Annotated in this window: 16 protein-coding genes; 9 read left to right on the top strand and 7 right to left on the bottom strand. The window is 69.1% G+C overall.

All coding sequences use genetic code 11. The features are described 5' to 3' along the window. Positions 1-114 precede the first annotated feature (114 nt). A complete protein-coding gene (locus PARJ55_RS0100740) occupies positions 115-522 on the top strand; it encodes a SufE family protein (RefSeq protein WP_028711240.1) in 408 nt (135 codons plus the stop codon). 9 nt (positions 523-531) lie between these two features. On the opposite strand, the gene mnmA is transcribed toward PARJ55_RS0100740, so the two are convergent. After that, entirely contained in the window at positions 532-1,701 is a 1,170-nt protein-coding gene (mnmA, locus tag PARJ55_RS0100735; RefSeq protein WP_036713637.1) for a tRNA 2-thiouridine(34) synthase MnmA, read from the bottom strand. Between the two features lie 167 nt (positions 1,702-1,868). Here mnmA and PARJ55_RS0100730 point away from each other — a divergent pair, with 167 nt between their 5' ends. The 4 genes from PARJ55_RS0100730 (at position 1,869) to recG (ending at position 7,428) form a co-directional block, all read left to right on the top strand. Continuing rightward, positions 1,869-2,144, top strand: a complete 276-nt coding sequence (locus PARJ55_RS0100730) for a DUF1153 domain-containing protein (RefSeq protein WP_028711238.1) — start codon at positions 1,869-1,871, stop codon at positions 2,142-2,144. 92 nt (positions 2,145-2,236) lie between these two features. Continuing rightward, positions 2,237-2,953, top strand: a complete 717-nt coding sequence (gene ctrA / locus PARJ55_RS0100725; protein WP_028711237.1) for a response regulator transcription factor CtrA — start codon at positions 2,237-2,239, stop codon at positions 2,951-2,953. Between the two features lie 102 nt (positions 2,954-3,055). Further along, positions 3,056-5,338, top strand: coding sequence for an NAD-dependent DNA ligase LigA (ligA, locus tag PARJ55_RS0100720; RefSeq protein ID WP_036713635.1), 2,283 nt, complete (start codon positions 3,056-3,058; stop codon positions 5,336-5,338). After that, entirely contained in the window at positions 5,314-7,428 is a 2,115-nt protein-coding gene (recG, locus tag PARJ55_RS0100715; RefSeq protein ID WP_036697453.1) for an ATP-dependent DNA helicase RecG, read from the top strand. Before ligA ends, recG begins: the two co-directional genes overlap by 25 nt. 371 nt (positions 7,429-7,799) lie before the next feature. Here recG and PARJ55_RS0100705 read toward each other — a convergent pair whose 3' ends face one another. Continuing rightward, on the bottom strand, positions 7,800-8,234 hold the full coding sequence (locus tag PARJ55_RS0100705) for an iron-sulfur cluster assembly scaffold protein (protein WP_028711234.1): 435 nt from the start codon (positions 8,232-8,234) through the stop codon (positions 7,800-7,802). Between the two features lie 60 nt (positions 8,235-8,294). On the opposite strand from PARJ55_RS0100705, the gene hisI reads away from it, so the two are divergent. After that, complete coding sequence (hisI, locus tag PARJ55_RS0100700; protein WP_028711233.1) at positions 8,295-8,654, top strand: phosphoribosyl-AMP cyclohydrolase; 360 nt, start codon at positions 8,295-8,297, stop codon at positions 8,652-8,654. Here hisI and gluQRS read toward each other — a convergent pair. From gluQRS to PARJ55_RS0100685, 3 genes are all read right to left on the bottom strand, one after another. Beyond that, positions 8,643-9,503, bottom strand: a complete 861-nt coding sequence (gene gluQRS, locus PARJ55_RS0100695; RefSeq protein ID WP_028711232.1) for a tRNA glutamyl-Q(34) synthetase GluQRS — start codon at positions 9,501-9,503, stop codon at positions 8,643-8,645. The genes hisI and gluQRS overlap by 12 nt on opposite strands. Continuing rightward, positions 9,482-10,822, bottom strand: a complete 1,341-nt coding sequence (trmFO, locus tag PARJ55_RS0100690; RefSeq protein WP_028711231.1) for a methylenetetrahydrofolate--tRNA-(uracil(54)-C(5))-methyltransferase (FADH(2)-oxidizing) TrmFO — start codon at positions 10,820-10,822, stop codon at positions 9,482-9,484. The genes gluQRS and trmFO overlap by 22 nt, the downstream gene beginning before the upstream one ends. 115 nt (positions 10,823-10,937) lie before the next feature. Further along, complete coding sequence (locus PARJ55_RS0100685; RefSeq protein ID WP_028711230.1) at positions 10,938-11,567, bottom strand: 50S ribosomal protein L25/general stress protein Ctc; 630 nt, start codon at positions 11,565-11,567, stop codon at positions 10,938-10,940. Between the two features lie 183 nt (positions 11,568-11,750). On the opposite strand from PARJ55_RS0100685, the gene PARJ55_RS0100680 reads away from it, so the two are divergent. After that, the gene (locus PARJ55_RS0100680; RefSeq protein WP_028711229.1) at positions 11,751-12,743 is read left to right on the top strand and encodes an acyltransferase family protein; all 993 of its coding nucleotides are present in this window, start codon (positions 11,751-11,753) and stop codon (positions 12,741-12,743) included. 6 nt (positions 12,744-12,749) lie between these two features. On the opposite strand, the gene PARJ55_RS0100675 is transcribed toward PARJ55_RS0100680, so the two are convergent. Then, the gene (locus tag PARJ55_RS0100675; RefSeq protein ID WP_028711228.1) at positions 12,750-13,913 is read right to left on the bottom strand and encodes an alpha-hydroxy acid oxidase; all 1,164 of its coding nucleotides are present in this window, start codon (positions 13,911-13,913) and stop codon (positions 12,750-12,752) included. A 9-nt stretch (positions 13,914-13,922) separates the two neighbouring features. Beyond that, positions 13,923-14,258, bottom strand: coding sequence for a hypothetical protein (locus PARJ55_RS0100670; RefSeq protein ID WP_028711227.1), 336 nt, complete (start codon positions 14,256-14,258; stop codon positions 13,923-13,925). 102 nt (positions 14,259-14,360) lie between these two features. Here PARJ55_RS0100670 and PARJ55_RS0100665 point away from each other — a divergent pair, with 102 nt between their 5' ends. Then, the gene (locus tag PARJ55_RS0100665; RefSeq protein WP_028711226.1) at positions 14,361-14,969 is read left to right on the top strand and encodes a TetR/AcrR family transcriptional regulator; all 609 of its coding nucleotides are present in this window, start codon (positions 14,361-14,363) and stop codon (positions 14,967-14,969) included. 16 nt (positions 14,970-14,985) lie between these two features. Further along, positions 14,986-16,914, top strand: coding sequence for a DNA primase (dnaG, locus tag PARJ55_RS0100660; protein WP_028711225.1), 1,929 nt, complete (start codon positions 14,986-14,988; stop codon positions 16,912-16,914). The last annotated feature ends 37 nt before the right edge of the window (positions 16,915-16,951 follow it).

Here is a 16,951-nt window from a genome sequence, read left to right as displayed (position 1 = left end):
GTTTTCCCGCTTCTTTGCGGCAGTGATAGGCCAAGATGCGCGGGGGCGAAAGCCTCTTTGACCTCGCCGAGCCATCGCGCTATGCAAGATCGCCCGACGCGAGAGGATGCCCCGATGGCCACGCCCGCCTTTGAAGAGATCGCCGAGACCTTCGATTTTCTCGAGGACTGGGAAGAGCGCTATCGCCATGTCATCGAGCTGGGCAAGGCGATGCCGCCCATGGACCCCTCGCTGCAGGTGCCCGCCACCAAGGTCGAGGGCTGCGCCAGCCAGGTCTGGATCATGCCCCGGATCGAGGGCGGCCATTTCGATTTCCAGGGCGACAGCGATGCGCTGATCGTGCGCGGGCTGATCGCCATCCTGCACGCGCTTTATTCCGGCGTGCCGGTGCGCGAGGTGCCGGCGATCGACGCCAGCGCCGAGCTTGGCCGGCTGGGGCTGGAGGAGCATCTTTCGGCGCAGCGGTCCAACGGGTTGCGCGCCATGGTCGAGCGCATCCGGCTGCTGGCCGCGGCGGCCTGAACCCGACTGTCAGCCGCCGCGCCGGTGCGAGATCCAGCCGCCGCCCAGCACGCGGCTGCCCTCGGTGGCATAGAACACGCAGGCCTGGCCGGGGCTGACGCCTTCTTCCGGGGCCAGCAGTTCGACCTCGGCGCGCCGCTCGCCGGTCACGCGCAGGATTGCCGGCCGCGGCGGCCGGGTCGAGCGGATGCGGGCGGTGATGGCGATCTCGCCCTCGAAGGGCGCGTCGCCCAGCCAGTTCACCTCGGTTACCGGCACGATCTTCGTCGCCAGCGCCTGCTTGGGGCCGACGACGACCCGCCGCGTCTCGGGCTCCAGCCGCAGGACATAGAGCGGATCGCCGAGGCCGCCGATGCCCAGGCCGCGGCGCTGGCCGATGGTGTAATGGATCACGCCGCGATGCGTGCCCAGCACATTGCCGTCCATGTCCACGATCTCGCCCGGATCGGCCGAGCCGGGGCGCAGCTTCTCGATCACGCTGGCGTAATTGCCGTCCGGCACGAAGCAGATGTCCTGGCTGTCGGGCTTGTCGGCCACCGACAGCCCGTATTGCGCCGCCAGCGCCCGGGTCTCGGCCTTGCTGGCCAGGCCGCCCAGCGGGAAACGCAGGAAATCCAGCTGCTCCTGGGTGGTCGAGAACAGGAAATAGCTCTGGTCGCGGGCGGGATCGGCGGCCATGTGCAATTCGGCGCCCTTCGGGCCGTCGAAGCGGCGGATGTAATGCCCCGTCGCCATGCAGTCGGCATCGAGTTCGCGCGCGGTCTGCAAGAGGTCGCGGAACTTGACCCGCTCGTTGCAGCGGATGCAGGGCACCGGGGTGGCGCCGGCCAGATAGGCGTCGGCGAATTCCTCGATCACCGATTCCCGGAACTTGTTCTCGTAATCCAGCACGTAATGCGGAAAGCCGATGCGCTCGGCCACCCGGCGGGCGTCGTGGATGTCCTGCCCGGCGCAGCAGGCGCCCTTTTTCGCCAGCGCCGCGCCATGGTCGTAAAGCTGCAGCGTCACGCCGATCACGTCATAGCCCTGCGCCGCCAGCATCGCCGCCACCACCGAGCTGTCGACGCCGCCGGACATGGCGACGACCACGCGCGTCTGCGCCGGGGGCTTGGCAAAGCCCAGCGAGTTCACGGTCGAATCGGGTGCGGCCGGGCGCAGAGAGGAAGCTGGCGCTGTCATGGATCGTCCTTTCGCGGGGGCGCATGTCGTCCGGGCCCCGCAGTTCCCAACATTTATAGGAAAAATCCGGCAATTCTCAAGGGCGGGGAGCGGAAAAACCCGGGGTGACTTCACCTCGACTTAAGAAGTTTGCGGCAGAACGGGGCAAGGAAGACAAGGACTTGCCGATGTTTCTGAAGAAAACCCCCGGCCCGCGCACCGCGATCCTGCCCGATGGCAGCATTCTGTCCCTGGCCGACCTGCCCGATCCGCAGACCCGCTGGGTGGCCAGCCGCAAGGCGGCGGTCGTGGATGCCGTGCAATATGTGCTGCTGGCGCGGGAGGAGGCGATTCGCCGCTACGGCCTGACCGAGGAGGAGTTCGACGCCTGGGCCAGCGCCTTTCGCCGTCACGGACGCAATGCGCTGAAAATCACGCAGTTGCAGAGATTCCGGCAACCGTAAGTTGAGACATATTTGATGATTTATCCGGTAACGTGATATTAACCTTTTGCGGAGAAATTTTACCAGTCGTCTGGTTAGCAAGGGGAAAAGACATGCGAATCCTTCTCGTGGAGGATGATCCGACCACGGCCCGCAGCATCGAGCTGATGCTGACTCATGCGAGCTATAATGTTTATCGCACCGATATGGGCGAGGAAGGCATCGACCTGGCCAAGCTCTATGACTACGACCTGATCCTGCTGGATCTGGACCTGCCGGACATGCACGGGATGGAGGTGCTGCGGCAGATTCGCATGTCGCGCATCGATACGCCGATCCTGATCCTGACCGGCTCGGACGATACCGAAAGCAAGCTGCGCGGCTTCGGCTTCGGCGCCGACGACTACATGACCAAGCCCTTCAACCGCGACGAGCTGATCGCCCGCATCCAGGCCATCATCCGCCGCTCCAAGGGGCACAGCCAGTCGGTGATCCGCACCGGCGATATGGTGGTGAACCTGGACGCGCGCTCGGTCGAGGTGGGCGGGCGGCCGGTCAACCTGACCGGCAAGGAATACCAGATCCTGGAACTGCTCAGCCTGCGCAAGGGCACGACGCTGACCAAGGAGATGTTCCTCAACCACCTCTATGGCGGGATGGACGAGCCCGAGCTGAAGATCATCGACGTCTTCGTCTGCAAGCTGCGCAAGAAGCTGGCCGCGGCGATGAACGGCGAAAGCCATATCGAGACTGTCTGGGGCAGGGGCTATGTCCTGCGCGATCCGGTGGTCGAGACGCCGAATCCCGAACGCATGGCGCTGCGCGCCTGACGCGGCCCGCGCGGCCGGGTGCTGGACAATCCGGCCCCGGCCCCGCTATCACCTTTCCCCGGATCATGGCCCGCAAGGGCCGGCAGGCAGGCGGAGGGCAGGATGGCCGGAGAAGACGAGGAGCAGGCTGTTCCCGCAGCGGAATCGGCCCGGCCACCGGTCTCCGGTCTGGATGCAGGGGCAGCGGCCGAGGAGCATGGGCGGCTGAGCGAACTGGTGGCGCGCGCCAACCTGGCCTATTACCAGCAGGACGCGCCCTTCATCAGCGACGCGGAATACGATGCCGGCAAGCGCCGGCTCGAAGAGATCGAGGCGCGCTTCCCCCAGCTTGCGCATCCGGCCAGCCCGACGGCGCAGGTCGGCGCCGCGCCCGACACCCGCTTCGCCAAGATCCCGCATCGCCTGCCGATGCTGTCGCTGGAAAACGGCTTCAGCCAGGGCGATGTCGAGGCCTTCGTGCAGCGGGTGCGCTCGTTCCTGAACCTCGCGCCCGGCACGGTGCTGGAGATCACCGCCGAGCCGAAGATCGACGGGTTGTCGCTGTCCCTGCGCTACGAGGGCGGGCGGCTGATCCAGGCCGCCACCCGCGGCGACGGCGCGGTGGGCGAGAACGTGACCGCCAACGCCCGCACCATCGCCGACATTCCCGAGCGGCTTGCCGGCGACGGCTGGCCCGAGGTTCTGGAGATCCGCGGCGAAGTCTACATGTCGCATGCGGATTTCGAGACGCTGAACCAGTCCGACAGCGGCCGGGTCTTTGCCAACCCGCGCAATGCGGCGGCGGGCTCGCTGCGCCAGCTCGATCCCGCGGTGACGGCGGCGCGGCCGCTGCGTTTCTTCGCCTATGCCTGGGGCGAGGTCAGCGCGCCCTTCGCCGGCACGCAGATGGAAGCGGTGCGGCGCATGCAGGATTTCGGCTTCCAGATCAATCCGTTGACCCGGATCTGTGCCTCGGTTCAGGACATGCTGGCCGCCTGGGCCGAGATCGAGCAGATGCGCGCGACGCTTGGCTATGACATCGACGGCGTGGTCTACAAGGTGAACGACCTCGGCTATCAGGCGCGGCTCGGCATGCGCTCGACCACGCCGCGATGGGCGCTGGCGCACAAGTTCCCGGCCGAGCGCGCCTGGACCCGGCTGGAAGCCATCGACATCCAGGTCGGCCGCACCGGTGCGCTGAGCCCGGTGGCGCGGCTGCATCCGGTGACGGTGGGCGGCGTCGTCGTCTCGAACGCCACGCTGCACAACGAGGATTACATCGCCGGCCGCGGCGCCGACGGCAGCGAGATCCGCGGCGGCAAGGACATCCGCATCGGCGACTGGGTCGAGGTCTATCGCGCCGGCGACGTGATCCCCAAGGTCGCGGACGTGGACCTGGCCAAGCGCCCGCCCGAGTCGGTTCCCTATGCTTTCCCCGAGACCTGCCCGGAATGCGGCTCGCCCGCCATAAGGGAAGAGGGCGACTCGGTCCGGCGCTGCACCGGCGGGCTGATCTGCCCGGCCCAGGCGGTCGAGAAGCTGCGCCATTTCGTCTCGCGCGCCGCCTTCGACATCGAGGGGCTGGGCGCCAAGCTGGTCGAAGAGCTGTTCCGCGACGGCTGGATCGCCGAGCCGGCCGACATCTTCACCCTGCAGGACCGCTACGGCCCCGGCCAGCTGACCCAGCTGAAGAACCGCGAGGGCTGGGGCGAGAAAAGCGCCGCCAGCCTGTTCCAGGCCATCGGGAAGCGCCGCGAGATCCCGCTGGCGCGGCTGCTTTTCGCCCTTGGCATCCGTCATGTCGGCGAGGTTGCGGCGCAGGATCTCGCCCGCCATTACGGCAGCTGGGAGGCGCTGGAGGCGGCGCTCGACACCGCGCGTCCGGCGGCTGTGGCGCATCGCCTGGCCGAAGAGGCGGCCCAGGCCGAGCGCGCGGCGGCCGCGGCCGAAGGCCGCCGTGCCCGGCCGTCCGAGGCGCGCGCCGCGGCGCTGGCGCAGGTCGATCTGCCGCCCGAGGCCAGCGCGGCCTGGGCCGGGCTGATCGCCGCCGACGGCATCGGCCCGGTGCTGGCCATGTCGCTGTCGGACGCCTTCGCCAATGCGCGCGAGCGGGCGGCGATCGACCGGCTGGTCGGCTTCCTGACCGTGCTGCCGCCCGAGAAGCGCGCCGCCGACAGCGCCATCACCGGCAAGACCCTGGTCTTTACCGGCACGCTGGAAAAGATGACGCGGGCCGAGGCCAAGGCGCGGGCCGAGGCGCTTGGCGCCCATGTCGCGGGCTCGGTCTCGGCCAAGACCGACCTGCTGATCGCCGGCCCCGGCGCCGGGTCGAAGGCGAAGAAGGCCGCCGAACTGGGGATCAAGGTTATCGACGAGGACGAATGGCTGGCGATCGCCCAGGGGTGACGCCGGGCCGCCCGCCGGCGCTGTTTCCACTGTTCGCGGGTGTCGAGACCCTGCCCGGAGTCGGCCCGCGGGCGGCCGAGGCCTTTGCCCAGATGGGCGTGACGCGGCTGCGCGACCTGATCCTGACCCTGCCGCATTCCGGCATCCGCCGCCGCCCGATCGCCCGGCTGGCCGATGCCCGCCCGCCCGAGATCGTCACCGTGGCGATCACCGTGCAGCGCCACAGCCCGCCCACGGCCAAGGGCCGGCCCTGGCGGGTGCATTGCTCGGACGGCAGCGCCGACCTGCAGCTGGTCTTTTTCCATCCGCGCAAGGACTGGATCGAAAGCCAGCTGCCTTTGGGTGCGCGGCGGCTGGTTTCCGGCAAGATCGAGCTGTTCGACGGCATGGCGCAGATGGTGCATCCCGACCATATCGGCGCCGAAGGCTCGGTGCCGCCGCCGGATTTCGAGCCGGTCTATCCGCTCTCGGGCCGGCTGACTCAGGGGGTGGTGCAAAAGGCGGTGCAGGCGGCGATGGGGCGGCTGCCGCAGGCGGGGGAATGGATCGACGCCTCGGTCCTGGCGCGCGAGGGCTGGCCGGCCTGGGCCGAGGCGCTGGCCCGCGCCCATGCGCCGGAAGGGCCGGCCGGCCTGTCGCCGACCGATCCGGCACGCGCCCGGCTGGCCTATGACGAGCTGTTCGCGCATCAGATGACTCTGGCGCTCTTGCGCCGCGACCGGCGGCGGCAGGCAGGGCTGGCCACGCAGGGCGACGGGCATCTGCGCGCCAGGGTGCTGGCCGGGCTGCCCTGGCCGCCGACCGGGGCGCAGGCCCGCGCGGTCGAGGAGATCGCCGGTGACATGGCCGCGCCGCGGCGGATGAACCGGCTGCTGCAGGGCGATGTCGGGGCCGGCAAGACGCTGGTCGCCTTCCTCGCGCTGCTGGTCGCGGTCGAGGCGGGCGGGCAGGGCGTGCTGATGGCCCCGACCGAGATCCTGGCCCGCCAGCATTTCCGCGCGCTGGAGCCGCTGGCGCGGCTGGCCGGCATCCGGCTGGAGGCGCTGACCGGCCGCGACAAGGGCGATGCCCGCGCCAATATCCTGACCGACCTGGCCGAGGGGCGGATCGATATCCTGGTCGGCACCCATGCGGTGATCCAGAAATCGGTCGAATTCCACGACCTGCGGCTGGCCATCGTCGACGAACAGCACCGCTTCGGCGTCAACCAGCGCATGGAACTGGGCGCCAAGGGCGGGCATCTGCCGCCCGACATGCTGGTGATGACGGCAACGCCGATCCCGCGATCCTTGGCGCTGGCGCAATTCGGCGACATGGACCTGTCGGTGCTGGACGAAAAGCCCGCTGGCCGGCAGCCGATCCGCACCACGGTGGTCTCGGACGCGCGCATGGCCGAAGTGGTGGAGCATCTGGCCCGGGCGCTGGACTCCGGCGCCCGGGCCTATTGGGTCTGCCCGCTGGTCGAGGAGAGCGAGGCCATCGACCTGACCGCCGCCGAGGCGCGCTTCCAGGAGTTGCGGGCGCGGTTCGGCGAGCAGGTGCGGCTGGTCCACGGCCAGATGCCGCCGGAGGAACGCGACGCGGCGATGGCCGATTTCGCCGCCGGCCGCGCGCGTATCCTGGTCGCGACCACGGTGATCGAGGTCGGCGTCGACGTGCCCGAGGCGACGATCATGGTGATCGAGCGCGCCGAAAGCTTCGGCCTGGCACAGCTGCATCAGCTGCGCGGCCGGGTCGGGCGCGGCTCGGGCGCTTCGAGCTGCCTGCTGATGTATCACGAGCCGCTGTCCGAGACCGGGCGGCGGCGCCTGACCATCCTGCGCGAGACCGAGGACGGCTTCCGCATCGCCGAGGAGGATCTGGCGATGCGCGGCGCCGGCGACGTGATCGGCACCGCGCAATCCGGCCTGCCGCGGTTCCGTATCGCCGACCTGGAACGCCAGGCCGGGCTGATGGCGCTGGCGCGCAAGGACGCGCAGAGCTTCCTGGAGCGCGACCCGGCCATGGAGAGCGGGCGCGGCCAGGCCGTGCGGCTGCTGCTGTGGCTGATGGAGCAGGATCGCGCCATCCGACTGATCAGCGCCGGATAGATGTTCGCATGATGTTCCTAAAAAGTTCTTTACTTTGTTCACGACTCGTGAGAACAAACCATAAACGAACTGTGGAGAGACCTCATGACCCGCGAATCCCTCTCTGACCTGCTCGGCACCGTCGCGATTTCGGTGACCGCGATCATCCTGTTTTCGCTGCCCTCGATCCTGGCGGCCTGATCCTCACTGCCCCGCGCAATCGACGGCCCTTCGCCTGGGGCCGGAACCTTCTCCCGGACGATCATGCGCGCAACTGCCGGTCCCTTGCGGGCCGGCTTTTCTTTTTCGCCTCCGGCGGGAGTATTTGGAAAACGGTGAAGGCGGGCGGGACGCGCTTCCGGCGGGGGTATTGGGGGGAACGAAGAAGCCGGTCAGGCCGAGGCGTCGATGGCGCCGAGCAGCGCCTCCCAGGCCAGCAGGATCGAGGCGTGGCGGTTCGGGAAGTCGCGGGCGGGCAGCAGGGCTTCCAGTTCCTCGAAGGGCGGCGTAGGGGCGGGGCCGTCGGATTTCAGCATGGCCTGCAATGCGTCGCGGGCGCGGGCGATCTCGTCGCGGGTGCGGCCGAGCGCGGTGCGGCCCAGAACCCCGGCAGAGGCCTGGCCCAGGGCGCAGGCCCGCACCTCCTGCGCGAATTCGGCGATGCGGCCGTCCCGCATCACCACATGCGCCGTGACCGAAGAGCCGCATTGCGGCGAGCGGCGATGCGCGCTGCCCGTCGCATGGTCGAGCTTGCCCAGATGCGGGATGTCCGAGGCCAGCGCCAGGATGCGCCGCGAATAGAGCTGCATCAGGTCGCTGTCAGACATGGTCTTTTCCCTTGCTGCCGTCGGGTCTAGATAGGTGCGGTGCAGCCGAAAGGAAAGCCGATGTTCGACCCTGCCAGCCTGAAATATGACGCGAACGGGCTGATTCCCGCCATTGCGCAGGATCATCGCAGCGGCGAGGTGCTGATGATGGCCTGGATGAATGCCGAAGCCGTCCGACAGACGCTGGAGAGCGGGCGGGTGACTTATTGGTCACGCTCGCGCCAGGGCTTCTGGGTCAAGGGCGAAAGCTCGGGCCATGTGCAGAAGCTGGTCGAGCTGCGGCTGGATTGCGACCGCGACTGTCTGCTGCTGCTGGTCGACCAGCATGGGCCGGCCTGCCACACCAACCGGCGCAGCTGTTTCTATACCGCCATCCGCGAGGGGAAAGAGGTCGAGATCATGGCGCCGTCAGAAGCCTAGCTGGCGGCGGATCTGCGCGGCGCTGGTGCCTTCGTTGCGGAAAAGCTTCAGCGCGCGGGCGTCGTCCCGCTTGGCGAGGCGCTTGCCCTGCTCGTCCCGGATCAGCCGGTGGTGGTGGTAGCGTGGCGTCGGAAGCTCCAGCAGTTTCTGAAGAATGATGTGAATATATGTTGAATCCAAAAGATCTTTCCCGCGCGTCACCAGGGTGATGCCTTGGGCGGCATCGTCCACCACCACCGCCAGGTGGTAGCTGGTGCCCATGCCGCGCCGCGCCAGCACCACGTCGCCGATCCCGGCGACGAAGTCCCGCGCGGTGAGGCGATGCGGCAGCCCGGGGGCGATGTTCTGGTCGAGAAAGATGATCTCGTCGAGCCCGAGATGGTCGAGCGCCCGGGCGGCGTTCAGGCGGATGGCGTCGTCCGGCCCGGCCTCGGCCATAGAACGGTGGCGGCAGGTGCCGGGATAGACCGGGCCGTCAGGGCCGATCACGGCCGGGCCCTCTTGCGGGGCCGAGAGCGCGGCGCGGATGTCGGCGCGGCGGCAGCGGCAGGGATAGGTCAGGCCCAGCTCCGCCAGCCGGTCCAGCGCCGCCTGATAGGCGGGCAGGCGTTCGGACTGGCGCATGACCGGCTGCGGCCAGTCGAGGCCCAGCCAGTGCAGGTCCTCGGCGATCAGCGCCTCGTATTCCGGGCGGCAGCGACTTTGGTCGATATCCTCGATGCGCAGCAGGAACTGGCCGGGATCGGCAAGGCGCGCGGCGGTCAGGGCCGCGAAGGCATGGCCCAGATGCAGCGGCCCGGTCGGCGAGGGGGCGAACCGCGTCCGGTTCAACTTTGCCCTGCAAGCCATTGCCGAAAATCGACTTTCGCGCGGTCGGTATAGGCCGGGTAGCGGTCCTTGCGCCCCTTGCGGCCGCCGCGCATCGCGTCCAGCGGCGGGTAGAGGCCGAAATTCACGTTCATCGGCTGGAAGGTCCTGGCATCCGCGCCGCCGGTGATGTGGTTGACCAGCGCACCCATCGAGGTGGTGGCCGGCGGCGGCGGCAGGTCGCGCCCCAGCGCCTCGGCCGCGGCCATGCGGCCAGCGAGCAGGCCCATGGCGGCGGATTCGACATAGCCCTCGACCCCTGTCACCTGGCCGGCGAAGCGCAGGTTCGGGCGCGCGCGCAGCCGCAACCGGTCGTCGATCAGCCGCGGCGAATTCAGGAAACTGTTGCGGTGGATGCCGCCCAGCCGCGCGAAGCTGGCATTCTGCAACCCGGGAATCCGGCGGAAAACATCCACTTGCGCGCCGTATTTCATCTTTGTCTGGAAGCCGACGATATTGTAGAGCGTCCCCAGCGCATTATCGCGGCGCAGCTGCACCACGGCATGGGGCTTCTCGGCCGGGTTATGGGCGTTGGTCAGGCCCACGGGTTTCATCGGACCGTGGCGCAGGGTTTCGCGGCCGCGTTCGGCCATGATCTCGATCGGCAGGCAGCCGTCGAAATAGCCGGCCGTTTCCCCCTCGTGGAACTCGGTCTTGTCGGCGGCGAGCAGGGCGTCGATGAAGCCCTCGTAATCCTCGCGCGTCATCGGGCAGTTGATATAGGCGGTGCGCTCTTCCTCGGTCTCGCCCTTGTCGTAGCGGCTTTGCCGCCAGCAGATCGACATGTCGATGCTGTCGGCATGGACGATGGGGGCGATGGCGTCGAAGAAGGCGAGCGAGCCCTCGCCGGTCAGGTTGCGGATCGACTGGCCGAGCGCCTCGGAGGTCAGCGGGCCGGTGGCGACGATCCAGCGCCCCTCGCGGGGCAGCTCGCGGATCTCGCCCGGCGCGAATCTGACCAGCGGCTCGTCGCGCAACGCCCGGGTCACGGCCTGCGAGAAGGCGTCGCGGTCCACGGCCAACGCGCCGCCGGCGGGCAGGCGGTGACGTTCGGCCATGGCCATGATGAGCCCGCCCGCGGCCCGCATTTCCCAATGCAGCTGGCCCACGGCGTTCATGCGGTCGTCGTCCGAGCGGAAGCTGTTCGAGCAGACCATCTCGGCGCAATCGCCGGTGCGGTGGGCGAAGGTCGCGACCTGGGGCCGCATCTCGTGCAGCACCACGGGCACGCCCGCGCGGGCGATCTGCCAGGCGGCTTCGGACCCGGCAAGGCCGGCGCCGATGATATGGATCGGTTCCATGCGTTTCCCCTTCGCGTCAGGCGCGATGTCCTAGCAATCGCCGGGCCCGGCGGCAAGAGAAAGGGCGGCGCCCGCAGGGGTGCCGCCCGATGTGATTCGCAGCTGAAGCCGGCGATCAGGCCTCGGTGGCCTCGTCTTCGGCGGCTGCGGCTTCCTCGTTATCGGCCGAGCGCAGGCCCGAGGGCGCGGCGATGTTGGCGATGACGAAGTTGCGGTCGATGGTCGGCTTCACGCCGGCCGGCAGCACCACGTCGTTGATGTGGATGGTGTCGCCGATCTGCTTGCCGGTCAGGTCCACGGTGATCTGCTCGGGGATGTCCGAGGCGGTCACGACCAGCTCGACCTCGGGGCGCACCACGACCAGCGTGCCGCCGCGCTTGAGGCCGGGGGCGGCGTCGTGATTTTCAAAGTTCACGTGGATGAACAGGTTCACGCGGGTGTTGCGGTGCAGGCGCATGAAGTCGATATGCGTCGGCAGGTCCTTGACCACGTCGCGCTGGACGCCGCGGCAGACGACGCGCACGTCGTCCTGGCCCTCGACCTTCAGGTTCCACAGCGTGGACATGAAGCGGCCGGCGCGCAGTTTGGTCAGCAGCGAGTTGAACTCGATTTGGATCGGCTGCGGCTCCTTGCCGTCGCCATAAACGATGCCGGGCACCTTGCCTTCGCGGCGAGCTTGGCGGGCGGCCCCCTTGCCTGTCCCCGCGCGTGCCTCGGCCACCAGATCCGGGATCTCTTTGGCCATGATGGTATTCCTTTGCTAAGCGTTCGCGGCCATCCTCCAAGGGTGCATGGCCGAAGCCGCGCCTATAGCGCGACGTCATTCGGATGTGAAGCGAAAAAACAGTTGCATGCCGCGGGAAAAATGCTTGTCAGATAGTCCTCGCTGGTTGCAAAGCTTGCGCCAGTGGGGGTCGGGGTTTTCGCGTTGCACCGTATTCATTCGCTGGACTATCTCAAGCTGGGATTGGCGGTCCTGGTCGCCTTTGCGCATACCTACTGGTTGCAGACCAACATGACGCCGCGGCTGTTCATGATCGGCAACGGGCTGATGCGGGTCATGGTGCCGACCTTCTGCATCGTGGCGGGCTATTTCCTCTATTCGGCGGTGGCGCGCGGCAAGGGCGTCAAGTGGCTGTGGCGCGTCGCGGCGCTCTACCTGTTCTGGATGGCGGTCTATCTGCCCTTCTGGCTGGATCAGGTGCATGGGCTCGGCTCGCTGGTCAAGACCTTGGCCTGGGGCTATTTCCACCTGTGGTTCATGGCCGGCATCCTGGTCGCGGGGGCGGTGATCCTGCTTCTGCGCGGCTTTGCCCGCAAGCTGGCGCCGGCCTATGAATACCGCATCCTGCTGGCGGCGGTGGCGGTCTGCGCCGTGATCGGGCTGGTGCTGCAATATGTCGCCCTGTCCGGGGTCATGCAGATCGGCGTGAAGAAATTCTCGAACGGGCTGTTCATGTGCTTCCCCTTCGTGGCGATCGGCTATCTCTGCGGCCGCCGCGTGGCCCGGCTGGGGATGGAGGGGCTGCCGCCGCGCTGGCTGGTGCTGGCCTGCACCCTTGGCGGGGCCGGGCTGCTGATGATCGAGGCCTGGCTGGTCCAGGCCTGGCGCAGCGATCAGGTGATGCTGGACATCCCCGTCAGCGCCTATGTCGCGGCGCCGGCGCTGTTCATGGCGACGCTGGGCACCGCCATGCCGCCGCCGCCGATCCGGCTGGATCCGATCTCGGCCATGATCTATTTCATGCATGTGTTGGCGCTGTTCCTGGCCAATGCTCTGGGGGTGCGGGACCTGGTCGGGCTCATGCTGTTCGGCGTCGGGCTGCCGACCCTCGCGGCGCTGCTGCTGGGCCGGCTGCCGATCCCCGGCTTCGGCAAGGACAAGCGGCAAAGGCAGGGGCATCATCCCGCCCGGCCCTGAACGGGTTCAGGCCCAGGGCTGCAGGAAATCCGGCGGCACCAGCAGGTTGTGGCGGCCGAGGGCCTTCACGTCCCGCTCGCCGCACAGCGCCATGGTGATGTCCAGCTCCTTGCGGATCACCTCGAGTGCCGCGGTCACGCCCGCCTCGCCCATGGCGCCCAGCCCGTAGACGAAGGCGCGGCCGATATGGGTGGCATGCGCCCCCATCGCCAGCGCCTTCAGCACGTCCTGGCCCGAGCGGATGCCGCTGTCGAGATGGATCTCGACCCGGTCGCCCACCGCCTTGACGATCTCGGGCAGCATGCGGATCGAGCTGACCGCGCCGTCCAGCTGCCGGCCGCCATGGTTGCTGACGATGATCGCATCGGCGCCGAAATCGGCGGCCATGCGGGCGTCCTCGGGATCGTTGATGCCCTTGAGGATCAGCTTGCCGCCCCAGAGGTCGCGGATGCGGGCGACCTTGCCCCAGTCGAGCTGCGGGTCGAACTGCTCGGCCGTCCAGGCGATCAGCGACGAGGGATCGCCCACGCCCTTGGCATGGCCGACGATATTGCCGAAGAAGCGGCGCTTCGTGCGCAGCATCTCGATGCCCCAGCGCCATTTCGTCGCCAGGTCCAGCAGCACCGGCAGGGTCAGCCGGGGGGGCGCCGACAGGCCGTTCTTCAGGTCCTTGTGGCGCTGGCCGAGGATCTGCAGGTCCAGCGTCAGCACCAGCGCCGAGCAATGGGCGCGCCGGGCCCGCTCGATGATCGCCTCAAGGAATTCCTGGTCGCGCATGACGTAGAGCTGGAACCAGAACGGCGCCTGCACCGCCTCGGCCACGTCCTCGATCGAGCAGATCGACATGGTGGACAGCGTGAAGGGCACGCCAAAGGCCTTCGCGGCGCGCGCCGCCTTGATCTCGCCATCGGCGCATTGCATGCCGGTCATGCCGACCGGGGCCAGGGCCACCGGCATGGCGACCCGTTCCCCGATCATCGTGCTTTCGGTGCTGCGCCCCGTCATGTCCACCGCGACGCGCTGACGCAGCTTGATGCGCTGGAAATCCGTGCAGCTCTCGCGGAAGGTGCTCTCGGTATAGCTGCCGCTTTCGGCATAGTCGTAGAACATGCGCGGCACGCGCCGGCGATAGATGGCCTTGAGGTCGTCGATGCAGGTGATGACCGGCATGGGCTCTCCTTAATCCGGCGCGCAACCGGCGTCGCCCTCGGGGCAGTCGCCGGACAGGGATTGTTGCGACAGCGCCGTGGCGCGGGCGCGCAGCGCCTCGGCGCGGCGCCGCAACTCGGCGTCGTTGGCCACCGGCCCCGCGGCAGAGCGGCCCGCCAGCGCCCGCCCGCGCGCGTCCAGCGCGCCGCCGACCGCCGTCGGGTCCTGGGCGGCGTCTGCGGCATGGCCGGGCAGGGCGGGCTCGGCCAGCAGCCGGTCGGTCGGCATCAGCGCGGGATAGTCGCCGCCGGCATCGCCGCAGCCGGCCAGCATCGCCAGCGCCAGCACGCCCCAGATCCGCCCCATGCCGTTCCTCCGCCTTTCCATGCGCCGGACCATAGGCCCAGGGCGGCGGCGGGGGCAAGATGCGGTCTTTACCTTGCCGCGGGTCGCCGCCTAGAAGGCGGCATGGCAAGGACCCAGGGCTCAAGGGCAGAGATCACCGGACCGCTGATCCGCGACACGGCGCGCAAGCTGTTCGCGCGCCACGGCTATGCGGCGGTCTCGATGCGGCAGATCGCGGCCGAGGTGGGGGTGCAGGTCGGCGCGCTTTACGCCTACACGCCCGACAAGCAGGCGCTGCTGGCCGACCTGCTGCGGGTGCATATGGAGGAGCTGCTGGCCGCCTGGCGCGACGATCCCGCGCGGCCGGCGCTGGACCGGCTGGAAACCTTCCTGCGCTTTCACATCCAGACCAGCCTGGAGCGTCCCGAGGCGGTGTTCCTGTCCTATATGGAGCTGCGCAACCTGACGCCCGAGAACCGCGCCGGGATCGCCGCCCTGCGCCGCCGCTACGAGGACGCGCTGGAGGCGATCCTGATCGCCGGCGAGGCCGAGGGCGCGATGGCGGTGCCCGACACGCGGCTGGCCACCATGGCGCTGATCGCCATGCTGACAGGCGTCACCAACTGGTATCGCGAGGGCGGGCGGCTGGACCAGGAGCGGGTGGTCGCGGTCTATTGGGACCTGGTGCGCGGGGCCGTCGGTGCGAATCCCCTTTTCAACCGGCGGTCCTGATCCGATATAAGACGGCATGAGCCTGCCGCCCCAGTTCCTCGACGAAATCCGCGCCCGCGTGCCCTTGTCGCGCGTGATCGGCCGCAAGGTGGTCTGGGACCTGCGGCGCTCGAATCAGGCCAAGGGCGACTGGTGGGCGCCCTGTCCCTTCCACGGCGAAAAGACCGCCTCCTTCCATGTCGACGACCAGAAGGGCTTTTATTACTGCTTCGGCTGCCACGCGAAAGGCGACGCGCTGACCTTCCTGCGCGAGGCCGAGGGCATGGGCTTCCTGGAGGCGGTCGAGTTGCTCGCCTCCGAGGCCGGCCTGCAGATGCCCGAGCGCGACCCGCGCCAGGTGCAGCGCGCCGACCGCCGCACGGAACTGGTCGAGGTGATGGAACAGGCGGTGCGCTGGTTCCGCCTGCAGCTGGGCATGGGCGTGGCGGAAGCGGCGCGCGCCTATCTGGCCCGCCGCGGCCTGGACGAGGCTGCCTGCGAACGCTTCGGCATCGGCTTTGCCCCGGACCAGCGCCAGGGCCTGTTCAACGCCCTGCGCGCCAAGGGCATCGCCGAGCAGCTGATCGTCGAGGCCGGGCTGGCGGCCAAGCCCGACGACGGCGGCGCGCCCTTCGACCGCTTCCGCGGCCGCATCACCTTCCCGATCCGCGACGGGCGCGGGCGCTGCATCGCCTTCGGCGGCCGGGCGATGGACCCGAACGCGCGGGCGAAATACCTGAACTCTCCCGAGACGCCGCTCTTCGACAAGGGCCGCAACCTCTACAATATCGGCCCGGCACGGGCGGCGGTGGCCAAGGGCAGGCCGCTGGTGGTGGCCGAGGGCTACATGGACGTGATCGCCCTGGTCCGCGCCGGGTTCGAGGGGGCGGTGGCGCCGCTGGGCACCGCCATCACCGAGGACCAGCTGCGGCTGATGTGGCGCATCTCGCCCGAGCCTGTGATCGCGCTCGATGGCGACGAGGCGGGGCTGCGCGCGGCGATGCGGCTGATCGACCTGGCGCTGCCGAGGACCGGGCCGGGGCAGGCGCTGCGCTTTGCCTTCCTGCCGCAGGGGCTGGACCCCGACGACCTGATCCGCGCCCGCGGCGCCGGCGCCATGGCGGCGGTGCTGGACGAGGCGCGGCCGCTGGTCGACCTGCTCTGGCGGCGCGAGACCGAGGGCCGGGTCTTCGACAGCCCCGAACGCCGCGCGGCGCTGGACAAGGCGCTTGGCGAGGCGGTGGCGAAGATCCCCGACAAGGACACCCGCGACCATTACCATGCGGTGCTGCGCAACCTGAAATGGCAGCTCTTCGGCAACCGCCGCCGCGATGCCGCCCCGGCGCGCCCGCCGCGCGAGGGCTGGCAGGGGCAGGCGCGCAATCCGCGCTTCCAGCCCGTCGCGCCGGCGGCGCCGACGCGCGCCTCGCGCCTGTCCTCGCCCGAAGCCGGCGAGCACGAGGCGGAACGGCTGATCGAGGCCATGGTGCTGGCGATCTGCGCCACCCATCCCGGCCTGATCGCCCCGGTCGAATCGCGGCTGGAACGGCTGGAGCCGCAGGATGCCGACCGGGCGGCGCTGATCCACGACCTGCTTTCCGGCACCCAGTCGCAGGCGGGGCAGCGCGCCCTTGAAAGCATCATGGCCGACCCCCATGTGAGGGCGGCTCCGGCGATCCTGCGTCCGCATGACGGCGATGCCGCGGCGGGCATCCTGGCCAACGCCCTTGACCGGATCGAGGCCCGCCGTGCCGCGCGCGAGGAAATCGCCCGCGCCGAGGCCGAGATCGAGGGGCTGGCGGATGAGGGGCTGACCTGGCGCATGGCGCAATCCGCCCGCGCCCGGCAGCAGGCCGATCACCCGTCGCTGGCCGATCTGTCGGATCTGGGCGAGGACAGCGACAGCTACAGGGCCATCCTGGACGCGGCCCTGAAGAACGAGATCTGGCGCAAGCCGCGCCGCTGACAGGCGCGAATCGCCGGCGCCGAATCACCTTGGCCGG

The organism is Paracoccus sp. J55, from assembly GCF_000513975.1.
Lineage (GTDB): Bacteria > Pseudomonadota > Alphaproteobacteria > Rhodobacterales > Rhodobacteraceae > Paracoccus.
This window is presented reverse-complemented; position numbering and strand designations above follow the sequence as displayed.